This is a genomic window from Nonomuraea sp. NPDC048901, from assembly GCF_040649695.1.
Lineage (GTDB): Bacteria > Actinomycetota > Actinomycetes > Streptosporangiales > Streptosporangiaceae > Nonomuraea.
This window is the reverse complement of record NZ_JBEZFW010000005.1, coordinates 556,076-576,422: the sequence shown is the minus strand read 5'-3', so window position 1 is coordinate 576,422 and position 20,347 is coordinate 556,076. Positions and strand designations below refer to the sequence as shown.

Here is a 20,347-nt window from a genome sequence, read left to right as displayed (position 1 = left end):
ATGATCACGAGGCGTCGCGCGCACATGTCGATTCATGTCTGGTGAAATCAGGTCTTGCTGGGGAAGCGCATGGTGACCGTGCTGCCCTCGCCGCCCACCCGCAGCGACAGGTCCGAGGAGAGCAGGCGGGCCACCCAGAGACCCATCCCGCCGACCGAGCCGGGCATCGGGCCGGGCTTCCAGGTGCCCTCGTCGTGTACCTCGACCACCAGTTCGCCGTCGTGGACCCAGGTGCGGAGCTGGGCGTCGACCGTGCCGTGGGTGACGGCGTTGGTGGCCACCTCGTTGACGGCGATGACGAAATCGCCCACCGCCTCCTCCGCCATGCCCACCTCGCGGGCCTCGGACGCGGCGAACTGGCGCACCCGCGGGAGGTCCGGCAACCGGAAGCTCAGCTTTTTCACCGGCGCGCCCGGTGGCGGGCTGATGGAGCCCGCCTGAGGATCGACATCCTCGTTCACCCGGTAACCGCCTTAATCAGCTGACTAGCTCACTACGTAGCTGGTCCAGCACTTTACGGAGGATTCGCGATACATGCATCTGCGAGATGCCGAACTCTGCCGCTATTTCGGCTTGAGTCATGTTCCCAAAGAAGCGAAGCAGCAGGATGTGCTTCTCACGCGACGGCAGTGCGTCGATCAGCGGCTTGACGGCCTGCCGGTCGACCATCTTGCCCAACGTATCGTCGTCCTCCGGGATGATGTCGCCGAGAGAGGCGGCGTCGTCCTCGGTTCCGAGCGGCGCGTCGAGCGACAGCGTGCTGTAGGCGGCCGAGGCGTCGAGCGTGAGCAGGACGTCCTCCTCGCTGATGTTCATCTTCGCGGCCAGTTCGGCCACGGTCGGGGAGCGTCCCAGGTCCTGGCTGAGGTCGGCGACGAGCCGGTTCAGCTCGGAGCGGCGTTCCTGGTAGAGCCGCGGCACCCGGATGGCCCAGGTACGGTCGCGGAAGTGGCGCTTGACCTCGCCGGTCATCGTGACGACGGCGTAGCCCCTGAAGGCATGGCCGAGAGTGGGGTCGAAGCCGTTGACGGCCTTCATGAGGCCGACGTACGCGGCCTGCAGAAGATCCTCCAGAGGCTCGCCGCGGTAGCGGTAGCGTCTGGCGATCTCCATGGCGAGCGAGCGGTGCATCTCGACGATGCGCTCCCTCAGGCGTTCGCGGTGACTGTCGGTAGTGGCTTCGCCGGCCATTTCGGCCAGCAACTCTTCGGCGGTCAACTCCTCGAGGACGAATTCCCGCACAGCCATGGCTGCTCCTCATATGGATCGCAGGGCCGCCTCCACCTGCGAAAAAAGCCCATGCAGAGGCATGCCTCGCTCTACATCCGAGACGGAAGCCCTCTGCTGGACTTCGGATCCAGTGTCCCCCCTCACCGCAGAAGTATTCCTCCTTCGTGCGGTGACAGTAGGGTTGCCCCGTGACAATGCCGGAGAACGGCGAAGGGGCGGTGACGGCCCTGAGCCTTACGTCGTCGACCGTGGACGAGATCACGGTGATCAAGGTCGATGGCGTGCTCGACGCCACGACGCGCGAGCAGTTCGCCGACTACCTCTCTCTGGCGGGTTCCGAGCTGATCCTGGACCTGGCCGGAGTGACGTTCATGGACTCGCGCGCGCTCGGCCTGATCGTCCACCATTGGCAGACCAGCTTGGCGTCGGGTGCCAGGTTTGCCCTGGTCGGCGTGGAATATTCAAAGTCAAAGGTCATGTGGATCACCGGGCTCGCGCAGCGGCTGCCGCTGTACGACACGCTCGACGACGCCTTGGCCGCCATTGGCTGAGCACATTCCCCTAGGGCCACTAGCGGCGGGACTTTTTCTGGTGCTCGTCGACCAGGAGCCTGGCCAGGTCCGCCACCTTGACCTGGTGGTGCTGTGAGATCCGGCGCAGTTCCTCGAAGGCCGCCTCGGACGAGCACCCGCTGGTCTTCATGATGATGCCCTTGGCCTGGTCGATCACCGAGCGGCCGGCCAGGGCCTCCTGGAGCTGGGCGGCGTCCGTACGTGCTTCCTCGAAGTCCCACAGGTTGGCCATGGCCACGCCCACCTGCTCGGTCAGCATGTCGGCCAGCGCCTGGGCGGCCTGCGGGGAGAAGGCGGCCGGCCGTACCGAATAGAGGCCGATGACCAGCAGGACAGGGTCGAGCCGGATGGGCACGGTGAGCACCGAGCGCACCCCCCAGCGGGCGGCGAGCGGGGCGTAGCGCGGCCAGCGCGAGTCGCTGAGCACGTCCGTCACGACCACCCGGCCGCCGGCCAGCCTGGCGTCGGTCGACGGGCCCTCGCCGATGTCGCGTTCGCCTTCGACCAGCATGATGAGCTCGCTGTGCGAGCCCGACACCAGCACCCGCTGGTCCCGCCAGTGCTCGGCGGAACCGCCCGAGCAACCGGGGACTCCGTCGGCCAGCGCGGTGGTCAGACCGCGCAGCACACTTTCCGTTGAGTTGTCTTCGCCCAGCCGCCCGAGAGTCGCCAGGTCACGGGCAAGTCCGGGGGTGATCATCGCCGTTGATTTCATAGCAAGCAAGCCCTACCCCTTATAGCTAGCATTATCCAGCGTGGCGTAGCGTCAGAGAATGACCATGCCCGGCCTCGAACACGCCCTGGACGCTCTGTCCGGACGTGTTTCCTCCCTGCGCGAGGCGCGGGCGGCCTACCCCTCCGACCTTGCGCCGACTCTAGACGCGGCACTCGCCGAGCTCGACACCGCCGCCGAGTTGCTGGCCGAGGCGCGTGAAGCGCTGCGCAACGCGCCCAAGCGGCAGGGCGGCAAGAAGGACGGGGGCCAGCGGGAGCTGAAGCTGCTGCGCCAGGTCTACCGGGCCTTCCCCGTGCCGGTGATCGTGCTGGACGGCGGCGGGGTGGTCCGGCGGATCAACCCCGAGACCTCGCGGATGCTGGGCAGCCCCGACGGCTATCTGGTCGGCCGGTCGTTCCCGCTGCTGGTGGACGTGTCGCGGCGGGCGGCGTTCCGTTCGCACCTGATGTCGGTGCTGCAGACCGGGCAGCCGGCCGCGTTCGAGTCGCGGCTGGCGCACCAGGGCCGGACCCATACCGTCCAGGTGGCTCTGACCAGGCTGACGATGCCCGGCGAGCCGCAGCAGATGGTGGCGGCCGTGGCGCTGCCGACCGAGGTACAGCTGCCCGAGCCGGGCGCGCGGCGGCCCGAGCAGTCCGACGGCGCGCTGCTGCTGGCGGCGGCCAAGCGCCAGGACCTGCTGGCCACGATGACCACGCTGCTGCTGGACGAGGAGGCGCTGCGGCAGCCTGTGGCGCTGCCCAGGGCGACGCGGCTGCTGGCGGCCGGCTGGGCCGACTGGGTGATCGCGGACGTGGTACGCGACGGTCTGGCCCGCCGCGCGGCCGTCGTGGCGCCCAAGGACCACCCGCTGGGCGACCTGGTACGCCAGATCGAGTCCGCCCCGCCGGCCGCGAGCCACGTGGTGACCCAGGTGCTGGAGCGCGGTTCCGGCGTGGTGCACGAGATGGTCGACGACGAGACCCTGCTGGGCTTCTGCTCCGACGGGCCGCTGCTGACGGCGATGGGCGCCGGCTCGATGCTGTGCGTGCCCATCGGCCCGGGCGACGGCGTGCTCACGCTGGTCAGGTCGCACGACCGGCCGCCGTTCACGCTGGCCGACCTGGGGGTCATGCAGGAGGTCGGGCTCCAGCTCGGGCTGGCGGTGCGCGCGCAGAGCAGCTTCCAGCGCCGTTCGCGGGCCGCCGACGCGCTGTCGGCCACCGTCGCGCCGCGCAACCTGCCGGACGTGCCCGGGTACGAGGCCGCCGCGATCTACAATCCCGGCGCGTCGGTCGGCGCCGAGTTCTACGACGTCTTCCCCGTCGCGGACGGCTGGGCGTTCGCCCTCGGCGGCGCCGCGGGCAAGGGCGAGGAGGCGGCGTCGGTCAGCGCGATGGTCAGGGGCGGGGTCCGGGTGCTCAGCGTCTGGGAGTCCGATCCCGACGTGGTGCTGCGCAAGGTGAACGAGGCCCTGGTGACGCAGGGGACCGGCATGTTCGTGATGGTCGTGGCCGGGTTCGTACGGGGCCGCAGGATCCGCCTGTCGTCCGCGGGGCATCATCCGGCCGCGCTGCTGCTGCCCGACGGGAGCGTCCGGTTCGCCTCGGGTGGCGGCGTGCCGCTGGGCATCTCGCCGGAGGCCGAGACCGAGTCCGAGGAGCTGACCGTCGCGGTGGGTGAGACGCTGCTGCTCTACTCCGAGGGGCTGATCTCCTCCAGGAACGAGGTCGGCGAGCCGTACGGCGAGGAGCGGCTGGCCGACGTGCTGGGCAGATGCGCCGGTCAGGCGCCTACGACCATCGTGAAGGCGGTCGAGGCGGACCGGCACGCGTTCTCCGGCGGACAGGTTTGGGACGAGATCGTGGTGCTGGCTCTGCGCGGCGTCTAAGTGGTGTCGGCTCTGCGGGGGTTTGCGGTTGAGCCATCTTTGGGTAAGGTCGGGGGAAGAACGACGTGCCTAAGACGCAGGCACACCTTGAAAGCTGTTTTCACGCTGAGGTGTGCCATGAATATCGCGATCGTCGCTTCCGCTACCGGTAACAAGCGTCACCACATTCTCTCCGTAGCGCGTGAACTGGGACGCGAGCACCACGTCACCATCTACTCCCGTCGTGACAGTGCCGAGGGCAAGGCCAGGACGCGGGTGGCCCCGGGTGTGATGATGGAGCACATCGAGGTGGGCCCGGCCCGCGATCTCGCCCCCGCCGACGTCATGCCGTACCTCAAGGACGTCGGCCAATATCTGAGCCGGCGCTGGAGCCAGGAACGCCCGGACGTGATCCACGCCCACTCCTGGACCGGCGGCCTCGCCGCCGTCACGGGCGCCAACGGCCTGGGGGTGCCGGTCACCCAGACCTTCCACACCGTCGACGCGGCCCACCTGAAGCTGGAGCGCGCGCTCGGCCGCAGCGCCAGAGCGGTCATCGCCGGCTCCGGTGACGAGGAGTCTGCGCTGATCCGGCTCGGCGTGCCGCGCCACAACATCGCCATCGTGCCGTACGGCGTCGACACCGAGCGCTTCCACCGCCAGGGCCCGGTCGCCACGCGCGGCAGCCGCAAGCGCCTGCTGCACCTCGGCCCGCTCACCCCCGAACGCGGCGCCCCCACGATCATCCGCGCGCTGCAGGGCCTCCAGGACGTCGAGCTGGTGCTCGCGGGCGGCCCCGAGCCGGACCTGCTCGACGGCGACCGGGAGGTACGCCGCCTGCGCGCCCTGGCCCAGCAGCTCGGCGTGGCCGACCGGGTGACCCTGCTCGGGCAGGTCAAGCGGACCGCGGTACCCAAGCTCATGCGCAGTGCCGACGCCGTGGTGTCGGTGCCACGCGAGGCCACGACGGGGATCGTCGCGCTGGAGGCCATGGCCTGCGGTGTACCCGTGATCGCCTCGGCCGTGGGCGCGCACCTCGACTCGATCATCGACGGCGTCACCGGCCTGCTGGTGCCGCCGGACCGCCCCGCGCGGACCGCGCGCCTGGCCCGCGAGCTGCTGACGGACCCGACGCTGCGCACCGCGCTCGGCTACGCGGGCGCCGACCGCGCCCGTTCGCGTTACTCGTGGGAGCGGGTCAGCCAGGAGCTGGTGCGGGTGTACGAACTCGCCTGCGCTTAAAGTTCCTTTTATGCTGATTCACCCTTGGGACGCGGGCACCGACGAGCAGTCCCTGGCGTACGTGAAGGACAACCAGTTCGGGCACCTGATAGCCGCGGGCCGCGGCCGTGAGGTGCCCGTCGTGGTGCCGACGCAGTTCCTGCTCGTGGACGAGCGGACGATCGTCCTCCACCTGGCCCGGCCGAATCCGATCTGGGCGGCGATCGACGAGAACCCCAAGGTGGTCATGTCGGTGGCGGGCCCCTGGGCCTACATCCCGGGCCGGTGGCGGGCCGAGCCCGGTGTCGAGCCGGAGCTGGGCGTGCCGACCACGTTCTACTCCTCCGTCCAGCTGATCTGCCGGGCCGAGATCGTCAAGGAGGCCGAGGGCAAGCTGGAGATCCTGCGCGAGCAGCTCGCCGACCTCGAACCCGGGCAGGGCGATCCGGCCCGGATGCCGCGGCTGCTGTCGGGCATCCAGGGGATCCGGCTAGCGATCGAGGAGATCCGCGGCAAGTTCAAGTACGACGGGCACAAGGACGACGCTCACCGGCAGCGGGTCGCCAAGGGGCTGACCGAACGCGGCGGGCCCGGCGACACCTCCGCCCTCAGCCACCTGTAAGACCCGCCGACTAAGGCGCCAGGAGGCGGGCCGCCTTGAGGCCCAGGTGGATGGTCAGCCGGTCGTCTCCCTCCGACAGGTCCCGGTGCAGCGTCCGCTCGGCCTTGCCCAGCCGGTAGTAGAGCGTCTGGCGGTGGATGCCCAGCTCGGCGGCCGTCTTCTGGGCGTGGCCGCCGTGGTCCAGGTAGACCTCCACGGTGTGCGCCAGCTCGGCGTCCAGCGCCGCCGTCTCGGCCGCCAGCTCGCGCAGGTCGCTCTGGCCGAGCCGGGCCAGCAGCCGGTGCACGCCCAGGTCCTCCCACCGGGCGACGGGCGCGAAGCGGGGGAAGTGCTCGGCGACGCGCAACGCCTGCCGCGCCTCACGCCAGCTCTGCCAGGCGTCCGCCGGGTCCGCCCGGGGGGCGCCGGTGCCGGCCGCCGTGCCGTACGCGTTCTGCAGGGTCTGGGCGACCTCGGCGGCCAGGTGCGCGGGGGCGAGCAGCGCGACGGGCGAGCCGGCGCGGGCCAGCACCCCGCGCGGCAGCGTCCAGAGGGCGGCGACACGCTCCTCCGACTCGCGCACGGCGATCGCGGTGACGGGCCCGAGTACCTCGATGGAGGCGCCGGCCCGCTCCTCAGGGTCGGCCGAGAGCAGCGCGCGCAGGCCGCGGCCGAGGTCGTGACGGCTCCTGGCCTCCTGGGCGAGCGCGGCGGCGGCCCTGGCCACGAGCGGGGCCGCCCGGCTCAGCGCCGCCTCGGTGAGGCTGCCGGAGTCGAGCAGCCACAGGTAGCCGTAGGTGACCTCGCCGTGGCGCAGCGGCCAGCAGACCCTGGCCAGGACCTTGAGGTCGGCGTCCGCGGGGATCCTGACCGGGCCGTGGGCGCGGGCGATGCCGTAGCGTTCGAAGTAGTCGCGGACCTCGCCGGTGGCGCGCCTGCGCAGGATCGATTCCTGGCGGACGGTGTCGATGTCGCCGTGCTGCGCACCATATGCCAGCAGGCGGAACGAGCGGTCCTCCAGCGTCGCGGACGCCCCCAGCAGGCGGGCGAGCTCGTCGACGGTCTCCTGTAGATCTGCCGAGTTGTGCATTTGTATGACAGCCTGCCACAAGTGGCGTTACGCGCGTCGATGGCCCGGTTGTGAGCTGCGGTTTTAGGCTGAGAACATGCTGGGTCAACTGCTACTCGCCACCTCCCGGAGCGCGCTGGTACGCCGCTCGGTATCCGGCTTCCCCCTCACCCGCAAGGTCGTCGACAGGTTCGTCGCCGGTGAGAGCGTTCAGGAGGCCCGGACCGCCATCGAACGGCTGCGCGACGCCAAACTCGCCGTCACCGTCGACCATCTCGGCGAGGAGACCCGCGACGCGAGCGCGGCGGCGGCCACCGCGAAGGCGTACATCACGCTGCTCGACGCGCTGCGCCCGCTCGATCTCGGCCCCCGGGGCGAGGTGTCGGTGAAGCTGTCGGCCGTCGGGCAGCGGCTCGACGACGCGATGGCGCTGGAGCACGCCCGCGAGATCTGCGCCGCGGCCGACGCCAACGGCTCGACCGTGACGCTCGACATGGAGGATCACACGACCGTCGACTCGACGCTCGCGATCCTGCGCAAGCTGCGCGCGGACTTCCCGTCGACCGGCGTGGCGATCCAGGCCTACCTGTTCCGCAGCGCGGACGACTGCCGCGCGCTGGCGGTCGAGGGTTCGCGGGTACGCCTGGTCAAGGGCGCCTACCGGGAGCCCGCCTCGGTCGCGTACCAGGGCAAAAGCGAGGTCGACAAGGCGTACGTGCGATGCCTGCGAACCCTCATGGCGGGGCAGGGGTACCCCATGGTGGCGACGCACGACGACCGGATCATTTCGATCACCGAGCTGCTCGCCGACCGCTTCGGCCGCCGGCTCGGGTCCTATGAGTATCAGATGCTGTACGGAATCCGCACCGACCGGCAGGAGGACCTCGCCGGGGCCGGTCACACCGTGCGCGTCTACGTTCCCTACGGCGACGACTGGTACGGCTACTTCATGCGCCGCCTGGCCGAGCGGCCCGCCAACATCGCCTTCTTCCTTCGTGCCCTTGGGGGTAAGTAAATGGACGCCATCAGCAACGTGCCCGTTCCCGCCAACGAGCGGGTGTACGGCTACGCGCCGGGCAGCCCGGAGCGTACGACGCTGGAGAACCGGATCAAGGAGCTGTCCGGGTCCTCGATCGACCTGACCATGACGATCGACGGCGAGCGGCGGCTGGGCGGCGGCGCGCCGATCGACGTGGTGCAGCCGCACAACAAGGCCTCCGTCCTCGGCCGCATTCAGGACGCCACGGCTCAGGACGTACAGGACGCCGTCGACAGCGCGCTGCGCGCGGCTCCGGCCTGGCGGGCGCTGTCGTTCGACGAGCGGGCGGCGGTCTTCCTCAAGGCGGCCGACCTGCTGGCCGGGCCGTGGCGGGCGACGCTGAACGCCGCGACCATGCTCGGGCAGTCGAAGTCGGCGCAGCAGGCGGAGATCGACTCGGCCTGTGAGCTGATCGACTTCCTCCGGTTCAACGTGGCCTACGCGCGGCAGCTGTACGCCGACCAGCCGGCGTCGTCGCCCGGGGTGTGGAACCGGATGGAGTACCGGGCGCTCGAGGGCTTCGTGCTGGCGATCACTCCCTTCAACTTCACCGCCATCGCCGGAAATTTGCCGACGTCGGCGGCTTTGATGGGAAATGTCGTCGTCTGGAAGCCTTCGCCCACGCAGCAGTTCGCGGCGCACTTCACGATGCGCCTACTGGAGGAGGCGGGCCTGCCGCCGGGCGTGATCAACATGGTCACCGGCAACGGCCAGGCGGTCTCCGAGGTGGCGCTCACGCACCCGCAGCTGGCGGGCATCCACTTCACCGGCTCGACGGCGACCTTCCAGCACCTGTGGGGCACCGTCGGCGCGAACATCGCCTCCTACCGCGGCTACCCGCGTCTCGTCGGCGAGACCGGCGGCAAGGACTTCGTCCTGGCCCACCCGTCGGCCGACCCGGCCGTGCTCGCCACCGCGCTGGTCAGGGGGGCCTTCGAGTACCAGGGCCAGAAGTGCTCGGCGGCGTCGCGGGCGTACGTGCCGCGCTCGGTCTGGTCGCGCATGCGTGACGACTTCGTCTCCGCGGCCGAGTCGCTGACCGTGGGCGACGTGGCGGGCGACCTGTCGACGTTCATGGGCGCGGTCATCGACGACCGGGCCTTCGCCAAGCACAAGGCGGCCATCGACCGGGCGCGCGGCGCCTCGAACATCGACCTGCTCACCGGCTCGTACGACGACTCCACCGGCTATTTCGTGAAGCCGACGATCCTGGAGTGCGCCGACCCCACGGACGAGATCTTCGTCAAGGAGTACTTCGGGCCGATCCTGGGCGTACACGTGTATGAGGACGGCGACTTCGACGCGGTGCTCGACCAGATGGAGAGCGTCTCGCCGTACGCGCTGACCGGGTCGATCATCGCCCAGGACCGCTACGCGATCGCCTCGGCCTCGGAGCGGCTGCGCTTCGCGGCGGGCAACTTCTACATCAACGACAAGCCGACGGGCGCGGTCGTGGGCCAGCAGCCGTTCGGCGGCGCCCGCGCCTCGGGCACCAACGACAAGGCGGGCTCGATCTTCAACCTGATCCGCTGGGTGAACGCCCGTACGATCAAGGAGACCTTCGTCCCGCCGGTCATCACGGGTCCTTACCGGGGTGACATTCCGCAGATGGCGTTCGAGCAGCCCGACCTGAAGCGGCTGGGTTACTGAGGTCCAGCGGCTGAACAGGTGAGGCACCCCGGACTCGGGGTGCCTCTCACCTATGGCCGCCCCGTCACCCGCCCGCACCTGGGACGTCCGGTCGCTTGGCCCCTTGAGCTGGAGTTTTGCACTCAGGCGGAAACCTCTGGATGGTGCCGACGTATTGCGGCAACCTGGCCAGGCACCGGGGACAGCGTTCGTCCTTCACGAACTCGACGACGGTGTGGGGCACGTTCCGCTCCGCAGGTGGAGATCGTCCTGGTGTCGGCGGGGGCCCGCATCGGGGAGGCGACGGGGGTCCATATGCGATTACAGGTGCTCGGGCCGATGCGGTTCTGGACCGGTTGCGACTGGGCGCCGATCCCCAGCCCGCGCCCCCGAACCCTGCTGGCCCTGCTGACGATCGGCGCGGGGCGGCCGATCACCACAGAACGCATGATCGCCGAGCTCTGGCCGGCCAAGCCGCCGCCGACGGCGGCCACTCTGCTCCGGGGCTACATCCTGCAACTGCGGCGCGCACTCGGCGACGACGGCGGCGAGACGATCATCACCCGGGCCTCCGGCTACGAGATCCGCCGCGCCGCCGACGAGACCGACGTCGCCCGCTTCGACGCCCTGACCGCGCAGGGGCGCACCGCGCTGGTCAAGGGCGCCGCCGGGGAGGCCCACCGGCTTCTCTCCCAGGCACTCGCCCTGTGGCGCGGCGAGCCGTACTCCGACACCCTGCCCACCTCGGCGGTGACCGCCGAGGTGAGCAGGCTGGGCGAACGCCGGCTCACCGCCGCCGAGGCCCGCATCGAGGCCGGCCTGCTGCAGGGCCGGGGGCCCGAGCTCATCCACGAGCTCCAGTGCTTGACGAGGGAGCATCCGCTGCGGGAGGGCCTGTGGGCACAGCTCGTGCGGGCTCTGTACGCGGCTGACCGGCGCGCCGACGCGCTGGACTCCTACCGCCGAGCACGCCAGACGCTCGTGACGGAACTCGGCCTGGAGCCCGGCCCTGAACTGCGTGAACTGCACCAAGCCATCCTTGAGGGCAGATCCTTACCCGGCGCGAGCGCCTCCGCCCGCCCCGCAGCCATTTCCAGCGCCACCCAGGACGGCCCAGCTTCGGCGTCACCGCCCCTGAAACCGCCCCTGGAACTGCCCCGGGACGTCCCGGCGTTCGCCGGACGGCAGCAGGACCTGGCGTCTTTGCAACGACTCATGACCGACCCCGGCGGGTCGAGTGCCGTCGTGATCACCGGGGGCGGCGGCATGGGCAAGTCGGCACTGGCGATTCATCTGGCCCATCGCTTACGCGACCACTTCCCCGGCGGACAACTCTACGTCGACCTGCAAGGATCCCGCGAAGAAGCGACGCCCCTCCAGCCCACCGAAGCCCTGGCCCGGATGTTGCGGGCCCTCGGCGTCGCGCCAGCGGATGTGCCGGCGGAACCGGCGGAGGCGGCGACCCGGTTCCGTTCGCTCACGTCGGGCCGCGACCTGCTGGTGCTTCTCGACAACGCGGTGGACACGGCCCAGGTCGAACCCCTGCTCCCCGGCGAGCGCTGCGGCGTCCTCATGACCGGCCGCCGCTCCCTGACGACCCTGGGCTGCGCCGTCCACCACCTGAACGCCCTGTCTGAGCAGGAGTCACTGGCCATGCTCGGCAGCCTCGCGGGCGAGGAACGCGTCAGAGCCGACACCGACGGGGCCCGGCGAATCGTCGGCTCCTGCCAAGGCCTCCCCCTCGCCGTGCGCATCGCCGCCGCCCGCCTGACGTCCCGCCCGCACTGGCCTCTGGGCTGGCTGGCGGACAAGCTGGAGAACGAACAGCACCGCCTGGACGAACTGCAAATAGACGACCTGTCCCTTCGCTCCGCCTTCGCCGTCAGCCTGCGCGACCTGGAGGGCGATCCCGGCGGGCAGGAACTGACCCGTCTGCTCCGCCGCCTCGCCCTTTGCCGTCCGCCCCAGGTGACGATCCCCCTCGCCGCCACGATCTCGGGCACAGCGCCCGACCAGGCCGAGAAGCTACTCGACAGGCTCCTCGACGCCCGCCTCCTGGAGTCCCCCGAACCGGGTCGCTACCAGATGCCCGATCTCCTGCGCCTGTTCGCCGAGGAGCAGGCTCTCCGCCACATCTCCCGGGTGAGCGGAATCTGACTCGCGACGCGCGGTCAGTTCGCCGCCGGTCGGCGGCATCGAACCCGCCCCCTGAACGGGTTTCCGCCCCTTCTCCGATCTGCCTGCTATCAGCCTGGTCAGGGCCGGTTTTTGCCTGCTAGCGGGGATGCTGTCGCTAGCAGGCAATGCTGCTAGAGGCGTTTGCCGGAGTAGAGGTTGATCATGGCGCCGTCTTTGTACCACCACTTCCCATCAACGGCGCCATTTTTCGTCGCGGGCGTCTCGGTAGCAGGGCCACTGAATGAGCTGCTGGCCGGCGTTGCGGCTCGAGGCCACACCGAGGCATTTACCGGAGTAGACGTTGACTATGGCGCCGTCTTTGTACCACCACTTCTCATCGACGGCGCCGTTGCAGGTGTACTGGATGGCGCCGGCACCGTCTTTGAGGCTGGACGCCACGCCTATGCATTTCTTCGAGTAGTTGTTCCGCAGGAAGAACGCCCGGCGTCCGTGGCTATCCGTGGTCGATACCCAGTCCCAGAGCTCATCCGACGCTTTGTTACAGCGCCACTGGATCACCGGAGTTGAATTCTTGGTCTTGCTGCCGACGCCGACGCACAGGGCGCTGAAGCGGTTTTTGATGGAGCTGCCGGAAGCACTGGCTGTTCCGGAGGACGACGCGCTGGCGGTTGCCGAGAACGACGTAAGGACCGCCACTAATATAGCGGCGACGCCGGTCAGCGCGACTCTTGCGGCGACGGCGCCCATCACCGAAGGTCGCACTCGCCGGACGTGTGTGCGATTCCTGCTCTTTTCTTGCTTCCTGGTAGTCATATCATGTTCGACCCTTGATCGAGGTGAAAGGTTCGCCGTACCTCGGGACATTTTCCGGCGTCGCCCCGGGAAGGAACAGGCCTTTATCCACATTGCCTCATACGAACGAGATCTTGCCCTTGAAAGCTCGAGCTAGCGCTCATCGCACCACCTACCACAGCCAGGAGATCAAGAGCGTGATCGCCTCTTCTACGCTGCTCGTGCCGGCTCGCCCGGAATCGGATTCCAGCAGGAACGGGGGATCGCCATTAGGCATTGAATCGAGCTGCAGTTCGATGGCCCCGGATCGTCGCCTGATGAACCACACGTTGTCGTCGTCGGCCGCATGGGTTTTCGATATCCGCTCAACCTCGATATCCGCGAACGCTTTCCTGAGGGCGGCGAAAATCTTGTCGACGGGACCGCCGACAAGATCATCCGCCCCCCAGGAAAGTCCTTCAGTCATGAGGGATACCGTTGCCGATCGCACCCGCGCCCTTCAGCAACGAGGCTTCCCAAGGGCCTCAGGAGCCAAGCGGCCCTTCTTGGGAACCGGATTTTGCTGCACATCGCCGAACGGATTTCCCTCACCGACCGTGACATTCACGTGATTGTAGTTCGTCGCACCGCTGGCGGTCGGCTCGGGAGCGTAGGTGACCGTACCTCCAGCGGCGCGGATGTCGCCGGCGGTGGTTGCCCTAAGGCTTCCATGAGGAACGCCGGCACCTGCTTCTTCGACCGACTGTCCCATCGAACCTGAGAACACTTCTCCCGTTCCTGGCATCGGGCTTTGTCCGCCACGAACGATGACGTAATCGTCTGGTACCTCCCAGCCGTTCGCATTGTGTACCAGTACCGGGGTGTTCCGAGCTACCACATGGTACGTGTGGGCGTCGTTGACGGTGAGGTTGTGAACGCGTTCGGTGGCGGTCCACTTCTGGACGGCGGTGATCTGGACGTGGGTGCCGGCACTGGTGCGGAGCCACATGCCCGGCCGCAGCTGGTCCGCGTCACGCCACTCGCGCAGGTCGTCCAGCCAGAACGGATGGCCTTCGGTCGCGGTGACGCTACCGGTGCGATCGCCTCGGTCGCCGTCGATGTCCACGGTGATCTTGACGAGGTGCTTGACGCCCTCACCGACGATCAAAGCGGTGACCTGTTTCGCTTGTGTACCGCCGGTGCCCGGGTCAGTGGCGAGGACCCAATCGCCGACCTCGACACGCTCGATCGGCTTGGCGGATCCGTCCGCCATCAATACCTTCGTGCCGGGGACGAAGCTGTTGCCTTTACAGCCTCGGCCGATCGCCCTGGCGGCGGCTTTTATGCCCGATCGGATCCTGCCCGCGCCGCGAGCGGCGGAGGTCGCCCCTTTCCGGAGGACCTCCCCGGCGATCTCGCGGCCCGCCATGCCCGCTGCCCTCGCCGCGGCGTATCTGGTCAGCCCGGCAAGCCCGAGCTTTATCGCGGATTTGGCCAGGCTTGCGACGCTGATCACGGCAAGGGCGATGTCTGGCGCAAGTTTGCCGGCCTTGTACCAGTTGGAGTGAGTGTCCGCTCCTACCCAGCCCGCGATTTTGTCTTCGGCTCCGGGCAGATTGAAGAGACCGGAAAGGGGGTTCATCACAGGGTTCTGCAAGCCCCACATCTCAGCGCCTACATAGCCGTTCCAGGCCGGCTTGAGGACGTACTTGACGAACCAGTTGCCACCACCGCCACCACCACCACCGCTATGGCCACCACCGCCACCACCGCTGGTGCCGCCAGAGGTGTTGTTGCCTCCTCCGGGGTTCGAGTGCGGGCATCCCTTGTTGGCGTAGTAGCAGTTCGGATTGCCGCGGAGCGGGCCGTCGAGGCCGTCGGGGTCGCTCTGCGTGACGGGGGTCTGGTTCGCGTAGGAGTAGCCGTCCCAGCTCTGCGGGTAGCCGAGGTTGAACAGCGGGTCGACGGAGATGAAGCGGCCGATGTCCGCGTCGTACTCACGAGCGCCGAGGTGGGTGAGGGATGTGCTGGAGTCGACGGTGCCACCGACGAAGCCCCTCTCCCCCGGCCAGACGCCGATCGCGGCGCCACGTGGCTGGCCGAAGGGGGTGTAACGGCGCTTGGTGACGGCGCCAGTCGTCGCGTCGATCGCCACTTCGCCGGTGCCCTGGTGGTCGGGCGACAGGAAGGTGACCCCCGCGGTGGTGCGCATGGCGATGGTCACGTCGTCGTGGCTGTAGTAGCGGATGGCCTGGGTGGTCGTGGCTCCCTTGTTGAGGTGCACCTCGAGCCCTGGGAGGTAGACCGTGGTCCCGGTCGGGTCGCGGCGGATCAGCCGGTCGCCGTCCGAGTCGTAGCCGAAGCTGGTCTCCCCGGTGCCCGCGTCGGCGACCTTGGTGAGATGGCCTTCGACGTCCCAGGAGAGCGTCTGGTCGCCGGCGGCTGTCGTCCGCCGGGTGGTGTTGCCGGTGGCGTCGTAGGCGTAGCTGTCGGTGCGCCCACCTGTCCCGGTCTGGGTGGTGACGGTGGCGAGTTGGTGCCCCTTGTACGAGGTACCGACGCCGGTGCCACCCGCGTAGGCATAGGTGCGCGTGGTGCCGAGCTTGTTGGAGGTGTCGTACTGCGTCTCGGTGGCGCGGTTGCCGGAGGCGTCGAAGGTGTACGCGGTCCGGTACGGCGCGGGGCCGCCCAGGCTCGCCGAGCCGGGATCGGTCGTGCAGCCGTCGGTCGCCTGGGTCCAGGCGTCGGTGAGCCGCCTCAGGTGGTCGTAGCGGAAGCACTGGTTGTCGGTGCCGTCGCGGGAGACGTCGGTGATCCGCGTGATGTCGCCCGCGTCGTCGTAGTCGTAGGTGGCGTCGCGGTCGACGCCCGGCATGCCGGCGTGGACCGTGGTGCTGGTCTTCAGCCGCTGGGTGCCGAACTCGTACCCGTAGGTCTGGTCGACCTGCTTGCCTCCGGTGGACAGCCGCCTGCCCAGCAGCTTGCTGGTCTTGCTGTAGTCGCTCCCGATGACGTACGCCGCCAGGTTGCTCGTCAGCTTCACCGCACGGCTGAGCTCGTCATACGTGGTGGCGACCACCTCGGCCGGCAGCCCGCCGACCGCCGGGCTGCTGACCGACTGCACGCTGCCGTCAAGGTTGTAGACGGTGTTGAACTGGTAGCCGGCCGACGGCGCGAGCGCTGACTCGGCCGCGGGGAGGCCGGACAGGGTCACGGTCGTGCGGGTCGGCCGGTTCTGGTTGTCGTAGAAGTTGACCGCCTCGGTGTAGACGGCGCCGTTCTCGTATCGGATGGAGGCGGTCGGCTGTCCCTTGCGTACCGTGTCGTAGGTCCACTCGGCGAGCTTGGTGCCGGGGCTGCCGCTCGTCGTGTCGTACCGGGCGGTCTGGCGGCCGATCGGGTCGTAGGTGGTGCCGATCTTCTTGCCGCGCGCGTCCTCGGCCTGGACGGCCTGGTCGAGGTCGTCGTAGGCGTACTTCGTGACACCCTTGTCGGGGTCGGACACCTGGATCTGGCGACCGCGCAGGTCGTAGTCGTAGGTCCAGGTGTGGCCGCCGTACCCCTTGATCGACGCCAGCTGTCCCCTCGGCGTGTAGCTGTAGGAGGTCGAGTCGTAGCCGCCCGGCTTGTGCTGGCGGACCTCGACCTTTCTGCCGAGGGCGTCGACCACCGTGGTCGTGGGGATACCGCCGGCGGGCGGGGTGACGGTCGTCCAGTCGCCGCCGTAGGCGTAGGTGGTGCGCCACTTCTCCCCGGCGTCGCTGTTGCCCGCGAGCAGCCGTTCGGCGACGACGCGGCCGAGCCCGTCGTAGGTGTAGGCGGTCTGGCTCTCCACCTGGCCCGGGGTGTCCACGCCGAACAGGGACGCGCCGGGGGCGTCGTCGGCGTAGTACGTGGCGTAGGTCCGGTCCACGCTGCCCTGGGCGTTGTAGAAGGTGTCGCTGATCAGGCGGCCGCCGTCCGGGCCGGGCTGCTGGGTCTGGCGGGACCGCAGCCAGCCGTCCATCAGCTCGTACGCGGTGTCCTGGCCGCCGTCGTTGTTGAGCTCCCTGGTGTAGATCGCGGTGATCTGGCCGGCCACCGTCTGGTAGCCGAACTGCCGGTTCGGGAGCTGGTCGGTATCGCGGCCCGGCGCCCACACCCTGCTCACCCGGCCGAGGGCGTCATAGGAGAAGACCGTCGTCTTGTCGCCCTCGTCGGTGGACTTGAGTGCACTCCCCCAGGCGGGATCGAGCTCGGTGATCGTGGTCATCGCCGAGCCGGCGTCCCCGCTCTTGACCGGCGGGCCCGTGACCGTCGCCCTGGTGGTCAGGCCGCCGCTCTCGGTGTAGACGGTGGTCGTCGTGCGCTCGACGGGGGTGGCCGTGGTGTTGTCGACCACTGTCACGGCCTTCGGCCTGCCGTAGGCGTCGTAGGCGGTCTTGGCGGCCGGCACATAGCGCACGACGGTGTTGGTGGTGCCGGTGGCCGCGACCTTGTCGGTCGCCGTGACCTGCCCCTTGGTCGGTGCCGCTCCGAAGGCCCCGCCGTCGTAGTAGGTGCGCCCGTCGGAGATGAGCTGCTTGCTGAGGTCCACGGACTGACCGCAGGACGCCGCCACCGTCCGCACCTGCGCCGGGAAGCCGACCAGCCAATCGGTGGTGTTCTGCGCCGCAAGCGTCGTGGTGGTGCATCGGTTGTCGGCGTCGGTGGTGACATCGCCGAAGTCGTCGACCTGCGTCGGCGCGCCCGTCGTGGTGTCGAAGGTGTTGGTGGTGGCCTTGGTCTCCCGCCAGCTCCCGTCGTCGAGCGCGGTCAGCTTCCGGGTGGTCTTGGTGCCGATCAGGTTGGCGGTGACGGTTCCCCACGAGCGGGTGCGGGAGGCGGTCTGGGCGTGCCACGGCGAAGAGACGCTCTTGGACACGACACTGCCGCCGGCCTTGTCGTAGGTCACGGTGCGGACCTCGAATCCCTGCAGGGACTCGTGGTCGGGATAGCTGCCTCCCTCGTCGTCGGAGACCTTGACGTCCTTCTCGCCGCCGGAGGTGTTCAGGCGGTCGCCGTCCATGCCCTGGAAGTACCAGTGGTCGACCTGGCCGGGCGCGCCGCTGGTGGCCGCGCTGATCACCCGTACCTTGTCGTAGCCATGCCACTGTGACCACGTCTTGTACTTCTCGGGCGTGAGGCCGTCGTCGTCGTCGAAGTGCCAGGCGGGGTGCCCGACGCCGTAGTCGTACCTGGTGACCATGTCCGGCGACCCGCCGGTCAGATCGGTCTGGACGGCCTCGGTCACCACGTACTTGTGGAACCAGTCGAGAGTCGGGTTCTCGCTCTCGCCGTCGGTCTTCGTCCAGTACGTGGGGAAGCAGCGACGGCGGTTGGTCTGCGGGGTCGGCAGGTCGCTCGTGGTGCAGTCCGCGTCGGAGTACTTGATGTCGAGGACCCCGCCGAACTCGTTGTACACCGTGCCGAGCCGGTCCTTCACGAACGGGCCGAGGTCGTCGCCGAGCTTGTCCACCCGGTTCGGCTTCTGCGTGTAGACGAACGACACGGGGGGCAGCTCGACCGGGTCCGGTCCGGCGAGACCGGTGTGGACGATAGACGTCAGCAGCAACTGCCGGTCGACGTCGGCCATCCCCCACGCGTGCTTCAGCTCCCAGTAGTCCACCGGGCGGTAGTCGCTGCCGTCCGCCTTGAGGACCTGGGTCTTGACCATGGTCAGTCGTTTACGGGTCCAGAACGTGGGCGAGAGGTTGCCGTGGTCCTCCTTGCACTCCTGTCCGGAGTCGCAGTGCAGGTCCCAGGGCACGTCCTCCCAGTACTCCGGGTGGTCCTTGATCTTGTCCACCGCGCAGTCGGCGTCCGCGGAGCGCAGGCACCGCTCGGAGGACTCGAAGCTGACCCGTGCCGGAGCCTTGCCCGGGAACAGGTTGTCGGAGCGCAGGCCGTAGTCGATGTGGTCGAGGTAGCCGCCGCGTACGTACGACGTCTCGTCCTCGGCCTTGAGGTCGCGGCCGTAGTGGTTCGTCTCCTGCTTGTAGAAGTAGGTGATGGCGTTGCCGTCTCGGTCGACGACCTTGTCGAGGTTCCACCGCCACGCCTGCCGGCACCAGGAGTCCTTGAACTCGGACTTGTGGCACGGCTCGCCGTCGTCGTCGCCGAACACCGGCACGGTCCAGGCCGACTGGGTCTGCGGGTTCTCCAGGGCCAGCGTGTTCAGGCCGAAGAAGTACTGGGTGCCGTCGGGGGTGGTGACCTTCCAGTACTCCCCGTCGTTGTCGCCGTTGTCGAGGGAGGCGCTGGTCAGCTTCTCGATGCGGGTGCCGTCGTCGTTCTTCATCCGCCACTTGTCGCCGCCCGCGGGGATGAGCTCGCCGCCCTTGCCGTTCAGCGTCATCGTGGCGTTGTCGTAACCCCAGCACAGATCGCCGGGGTAGAGGTCGAGCGTGGTGTTCTTCGGCACGCCGTCGTCCTTGCAGGACTTGTAGCGCCGCTCGATGTAACCGGGCCACAGGTCGAACCCGTCGCCTGCCCAGGACGGCTGGGTGTTGGTGTTGGAGGTCCGGCCGTCGATGGACGAGGAGGAGTACGACAGGCCGACCTCCGGGGCCAGCCCGCCCGGCACCGGCGGCACCCGCATCGGGTACGACCAGGTGAAGTCGCCGGACTGAGGGCCGACACCCCACGTCGCCGACGCCGACAGCGACGTCGCCTTGTAGTCGCCCTTGCCGCTGGAGGGCGCCGCCGCGGCGGCCAGCACCGTCGCCGCGCCGTCCGCCGACGCGGTGGTCACCTCCGCGCTCACGGTCTGGTGCTCGGTGTCGTTGGCCGAGGCCACCGGGGTCGCCGTACGGCAGCCGGCGGCGTCCGGGGTGGTGAGCGCGCAGGCAGGCAGCCGTACCAGCCGCAGGCGGGAGCCGTAGGAGGCGCCGTACGCGCGGGCGAACCCGGAGTAGTCCAGGCGCACGGCCATCTTCCCGGGGACCGGCGCGGCGCCGGCCTGCTCGACGGAGAACACCACCCCGTCGACGCCGGCCCGCCGCCCTGTCGCGCGGTCCAGCATCCGCACCCGCACCTTGCCCGGGGTGGCGGACAAGGCGGTGGCGGACGGGGCGGTGGCGGCACCGGCGGGTGAGACGGCACCGACCCAGACCGGGAGTGTGCCCGCCTTCGCGGCAGCCGTGGAGGCCGACGTACGGAGGCCGGGCGCGGCGGCGGACAGGGAGACCTCGGCGACCCCCGCCTTCGGCCACGTCACGGTGGCGGAGGGCGCCGGGTGGGCCACGGACGCGTCCAATTTGCGCGGTTTGACCTTCACCTCGTGCCCGGCCACCGTCTTGTCGGGGTCCGCCGGCTTGGGCAGCAGCCGTGCGGCGTCCGCCGCCACCGGCGGAGCCTCGACGGGCACCGCAGCCAGCAGCCCCGCACAAACGAGGAGCGCCGTCACGGTCGCGACCAGACGCGGAGAACGCCGCCGGCGCTTCATGCCATTGCCGCTACGCACAACTTCCT

14 protein-coding genes are annotated in these 20,347 nt (G+C 69.3%); 7 read left to right on the top strand and 7 right to left on the bottom strand.

Annotated elements, in window-relative coordinates:
• Nucleotides 1-47: 47 nt before the first annotated feature.
• Together AB0C30_RS20240 and AB0C30_RS20235 are read right to left on the bottom strand one after the other, a co-directional pair.
• Complete coding sequence (locus tag AB0C30_RS20240) at nucleotides 48-461, bottom strand: ATP-binding protein (RefSeq protein WP_357945833.1); 414 nt, start codon at nucleotides 459-461, stop codon at nucleotides 48-50.
• A 16-nt stretch (nucleotides 462-477) separates the two neighbouring features.
• Nucleotides 478-1,218, bottom strand: coding sequence for a SigB/SigF/SigG family RNA polymerase sigma factor (locus tag AB0C30_RS20235; RefSeq protein ID WP_357945830.1), 741 nt, complete (start codon nucleotides 1,216-1,218; stop codon nucleotides 478-480).
• Between the two features lie 206 nt (nucleotides 1,219-1,424).
• Between AB0C30_RS20235 and AB0C30_RS20230 the strand changes: the two genes are divergently transcribed.
• Complete coding sequence (locus AB0C30_RS20230) at nucleotides 1,425-1,781, top strand: STAS domain-containing protein (RefSeq protein ID WP_357946367.1); 357 nt, start codon at nucleotides 1,425-1,427, stop codon at nucleotides 1,779-1,781.
• 19 nt (nucleotides 1,782-1,800) lie between these two features.
• On the opposite strand, the gene AB0C30_RS20225 is transcribed toward AB0C30_RS20230, so the two are convergent.
• Nucleotides 1,801-2,502, bottom strand: a complete 702-nt coding sequence (locus tag AB0C30_RS20225) for a GAF and ANTAR domain-containing protein (RefSeq protein WP_357945827.1) — start codon at nucleotides 2,500-2,502, stop codon at nucleotides 1,801-1,803.
• A 73-nt stretch (nucleotides 2,503-2,575) separates the two neighbouring features.
• On the opposite strand from AB0C30_RS20225, the gene AB0C30_RS20220 reads away from it, so the two are divergent.
• The 3 genes from AB0C30_RS20220 (at nucleotide 2,576) to AB0C30_RS20210 (ending at nucleotide 6,230) form a co-directional block, all read left to right on the top strand.
• Nucleotides 2,576-4,408, top strand: a complete 1,833-nt coding sequence (locus tag AB0C30_RS20220) for a SpoIIE family protein phosphatase (RefSeq protein ID WP_357945825.1) — start codon at nucleotides 2,576-2,578, stop codon at nucleotides 4,406-4,408.
• 117 nt (nucleotides 4,409-4,525) lie between these two features.
• Nucleotides 4,526-5,629, top strand: a complete 1,104-nt coding sequence (locus AB0C30_RS20215; RefSeq protein ID WP_357945823.1) for a glycosyltransferase — start codon at nucleotides 4,526-4,528, stop codon at nucleotides 5,627-5,629.
• 10 nt (nucleotides 5,630-5,639) lie between these two features.
• Nucleotides 5,640-6,230, top strand: coding sequence for an FMN-binding negative transcriptional regulator (locus AB0C30_RS20210; protein WP_357945820.1), 591 nt, complete (start codon nucleotides 5,640-5,642; stop codon nucleotides 6,228-6,230).
• Between the two features lie 10 nt (nucleotides 6,231-6,240).
• Here AB0C30_RS20210 and AB0C30_RS20205 read toward each other — a convergent pair whose 3' ends face one another.
• Entirely contained in the window at nucleotides 6,241-7,299 is a 1,059-nt protein-coding gene (locus AB0C30_RS20205; RefSeq protein WP_357945817.1) for a helix-turn-helix domain-containing protein, read from the bottom strand.
• A gap of 76 nt (nucleotides 7,300-7,375) precedes the next feature.
• Between AB0C30_RS20205 and AB0C30_RS20200 the strand changes: the two genes are divergently transcribed.
• The 3 genes from AB0C30_RS20200 to AB0C30_RS20190 all read left to right on the top strand — a co-directional run bounded on the left by AB0C30_RS20200 (nucleotide 7,376) and on the right by AB0C30_RS20190 (nucleotide 12,103).
• Nucleotides 7,376-8,293: a proline dehydrogenase family protein gene (locus AB0C30_RS20200; protein WP_357945815.1), complete on the top strand. Its 918-nt coding sequence runs from the start codon at nucleotides 7,376-7,378 to the stop codon at nucleotides 8,291-8,293.
• The gene (pruA, locus tag AB0C30_RS20195; RefSeq protein ID WP_357945813.1) at nucleotides 8,294-9,967 is read left to right on the top strand and encodes an L-glutamate gamma-semialdehyde dehydrogenase; all 1,674 of its coding nucleotides are present in this window, start codon (nucleotides 8,294-8,296) and stop codon (nucleotides 9,965-9,967) included.
• A 237-nt stretch (nucleotides 9,968-10,204) separates the two neighbouring features.
• A complete protein-coding gene (locus AB0C30_RS20190) occupies nucleotides 10,205-12,103 on the top strand; it encodes a BTAD domain-containing putative transcriptional regulator (protein WP_357945810.1) in 1,899 nt (632 codons plus the stop codon).
• 213 nt (nucleotides 12,104-12,316) lie between these two features.
• On the opposite strand, the gene AB0C30_RS20185 is transcribed toward AB0C30_RS20190, so the two are convergent.
• The 3 genes from AB0C30_RS20185 to AB0C30_RS20175 all read right to left on the bottom strand — a co-directional run bounded on the left by AB0C30_RS20185 (nucleotide 12,317) and on the right by AB0C30_RS20175 (nucleotide 20,339).
• A complete protein-coding gene (locus AB0C30_RS20185; protein ID WP_357945807.1) occupies nucleotides 12,317-12,832 on the bottom strand; it encodes an RICIN domain-containing protein in 516 nt (171 codons plus the stop codon).
• 217 nt (nucleotides 12,833-13,049) lie between these two features.
• Nucleotides 13,050-13,343, bottom strand: a complete 294-nt coding sequence (locus AB0C30_RS20180) for a hypothetical protein (RefSeq protein ID WP_357945804.1) — start codon at nucleotides 13,341-13,343, stop codon at nucleotides 13,050-13,052.
• Nucleotides 13,344-13,376: 33 nt separating this feature from the next.
• Complete coding sequence (locus tag AB0C30_RS20175; RefSeq protein WP_357945802.1) at nucleotides 13,377-20,339, bottom strand: polymorphic toxin-type HINT domain-containing protein; 6,963 nt, start codon at nucleotides 20,337-20,339, stop codon at nucleotides 13,377-13,379.
• Nucleotides 20,340-20,347: the final 8 nt, after the last annotated feature.

Coding starts and splice junctions, on each gene's coding strand:
- AB0C30_RS20230 (WP_357946367.1), top strand. CDS start 1,425: ATGCCGGAGAACGGCGAAGGGGCGGTGACGGCCCTGAGCCTTACGTCG.
- AB0C30_RS20225 (WP_357945827.1), bottom strand. CDS start 2,502: ATGATCACCCCCGGACTTGCCCGTGACCTGGCGACTCTCGGGCGGCTG.
- AB0C30_RS20220 (WP_357945825.1), top strand. CDS start 2,576: ATGACCATGCCCGGCCTCGAACACGCCCTGGACGCTCTGTCCGGACGT.
- AB0C30_RS20215 (WP_357945823.1), top strand. CDS start 4,526: ATGAATATCGCGATCGTCGCTTCCGCTACCGGTAACAAGCGTCACCAC.
- AB0C30_RS20210 (WP_357945820.1), top strand. CDS start 5,640: ATGCTGATTCACCCTTGGGACGCGGGCACCGACGAGCAGTCCCTGGCG.
- AB0C30_RS20205 (WP_357945817.1), bottom strand. CDS start 7,299: ATGCACAACTCGGCAGATCTACAGGAGACCGTCGACGAGCTCGCCCGC.
- AB0C30_RS20200 (WP_357945815.1), top strand. CDS start 7,376: ATGCTGGGTCAACTGCTACTCGCCACCTCCCGGAGCGCGCTGGTACGC.
- pruA (WP_357945813.1), top strand. CDS start 8,294: ATGGACGCCATCAGCAACGTGCCCGTTCCCGCCAACGAGCGGGTGTAC.
- AB0C30_RS20185 (WP_357945807.1), bottom strand. CDS start 12,832: ATGGGCGCCGTCGCCGCAAGAGTCGCGCTGACCGGCGTCGCCGCTATA.
- AB0C30_RS20180 (WP_357945804.1), bottom strand. CDS start 13,343: ATGACTGAAGGACTTTCCTGGGGGGCGGATGATCTTGTCGGCGGTCCC.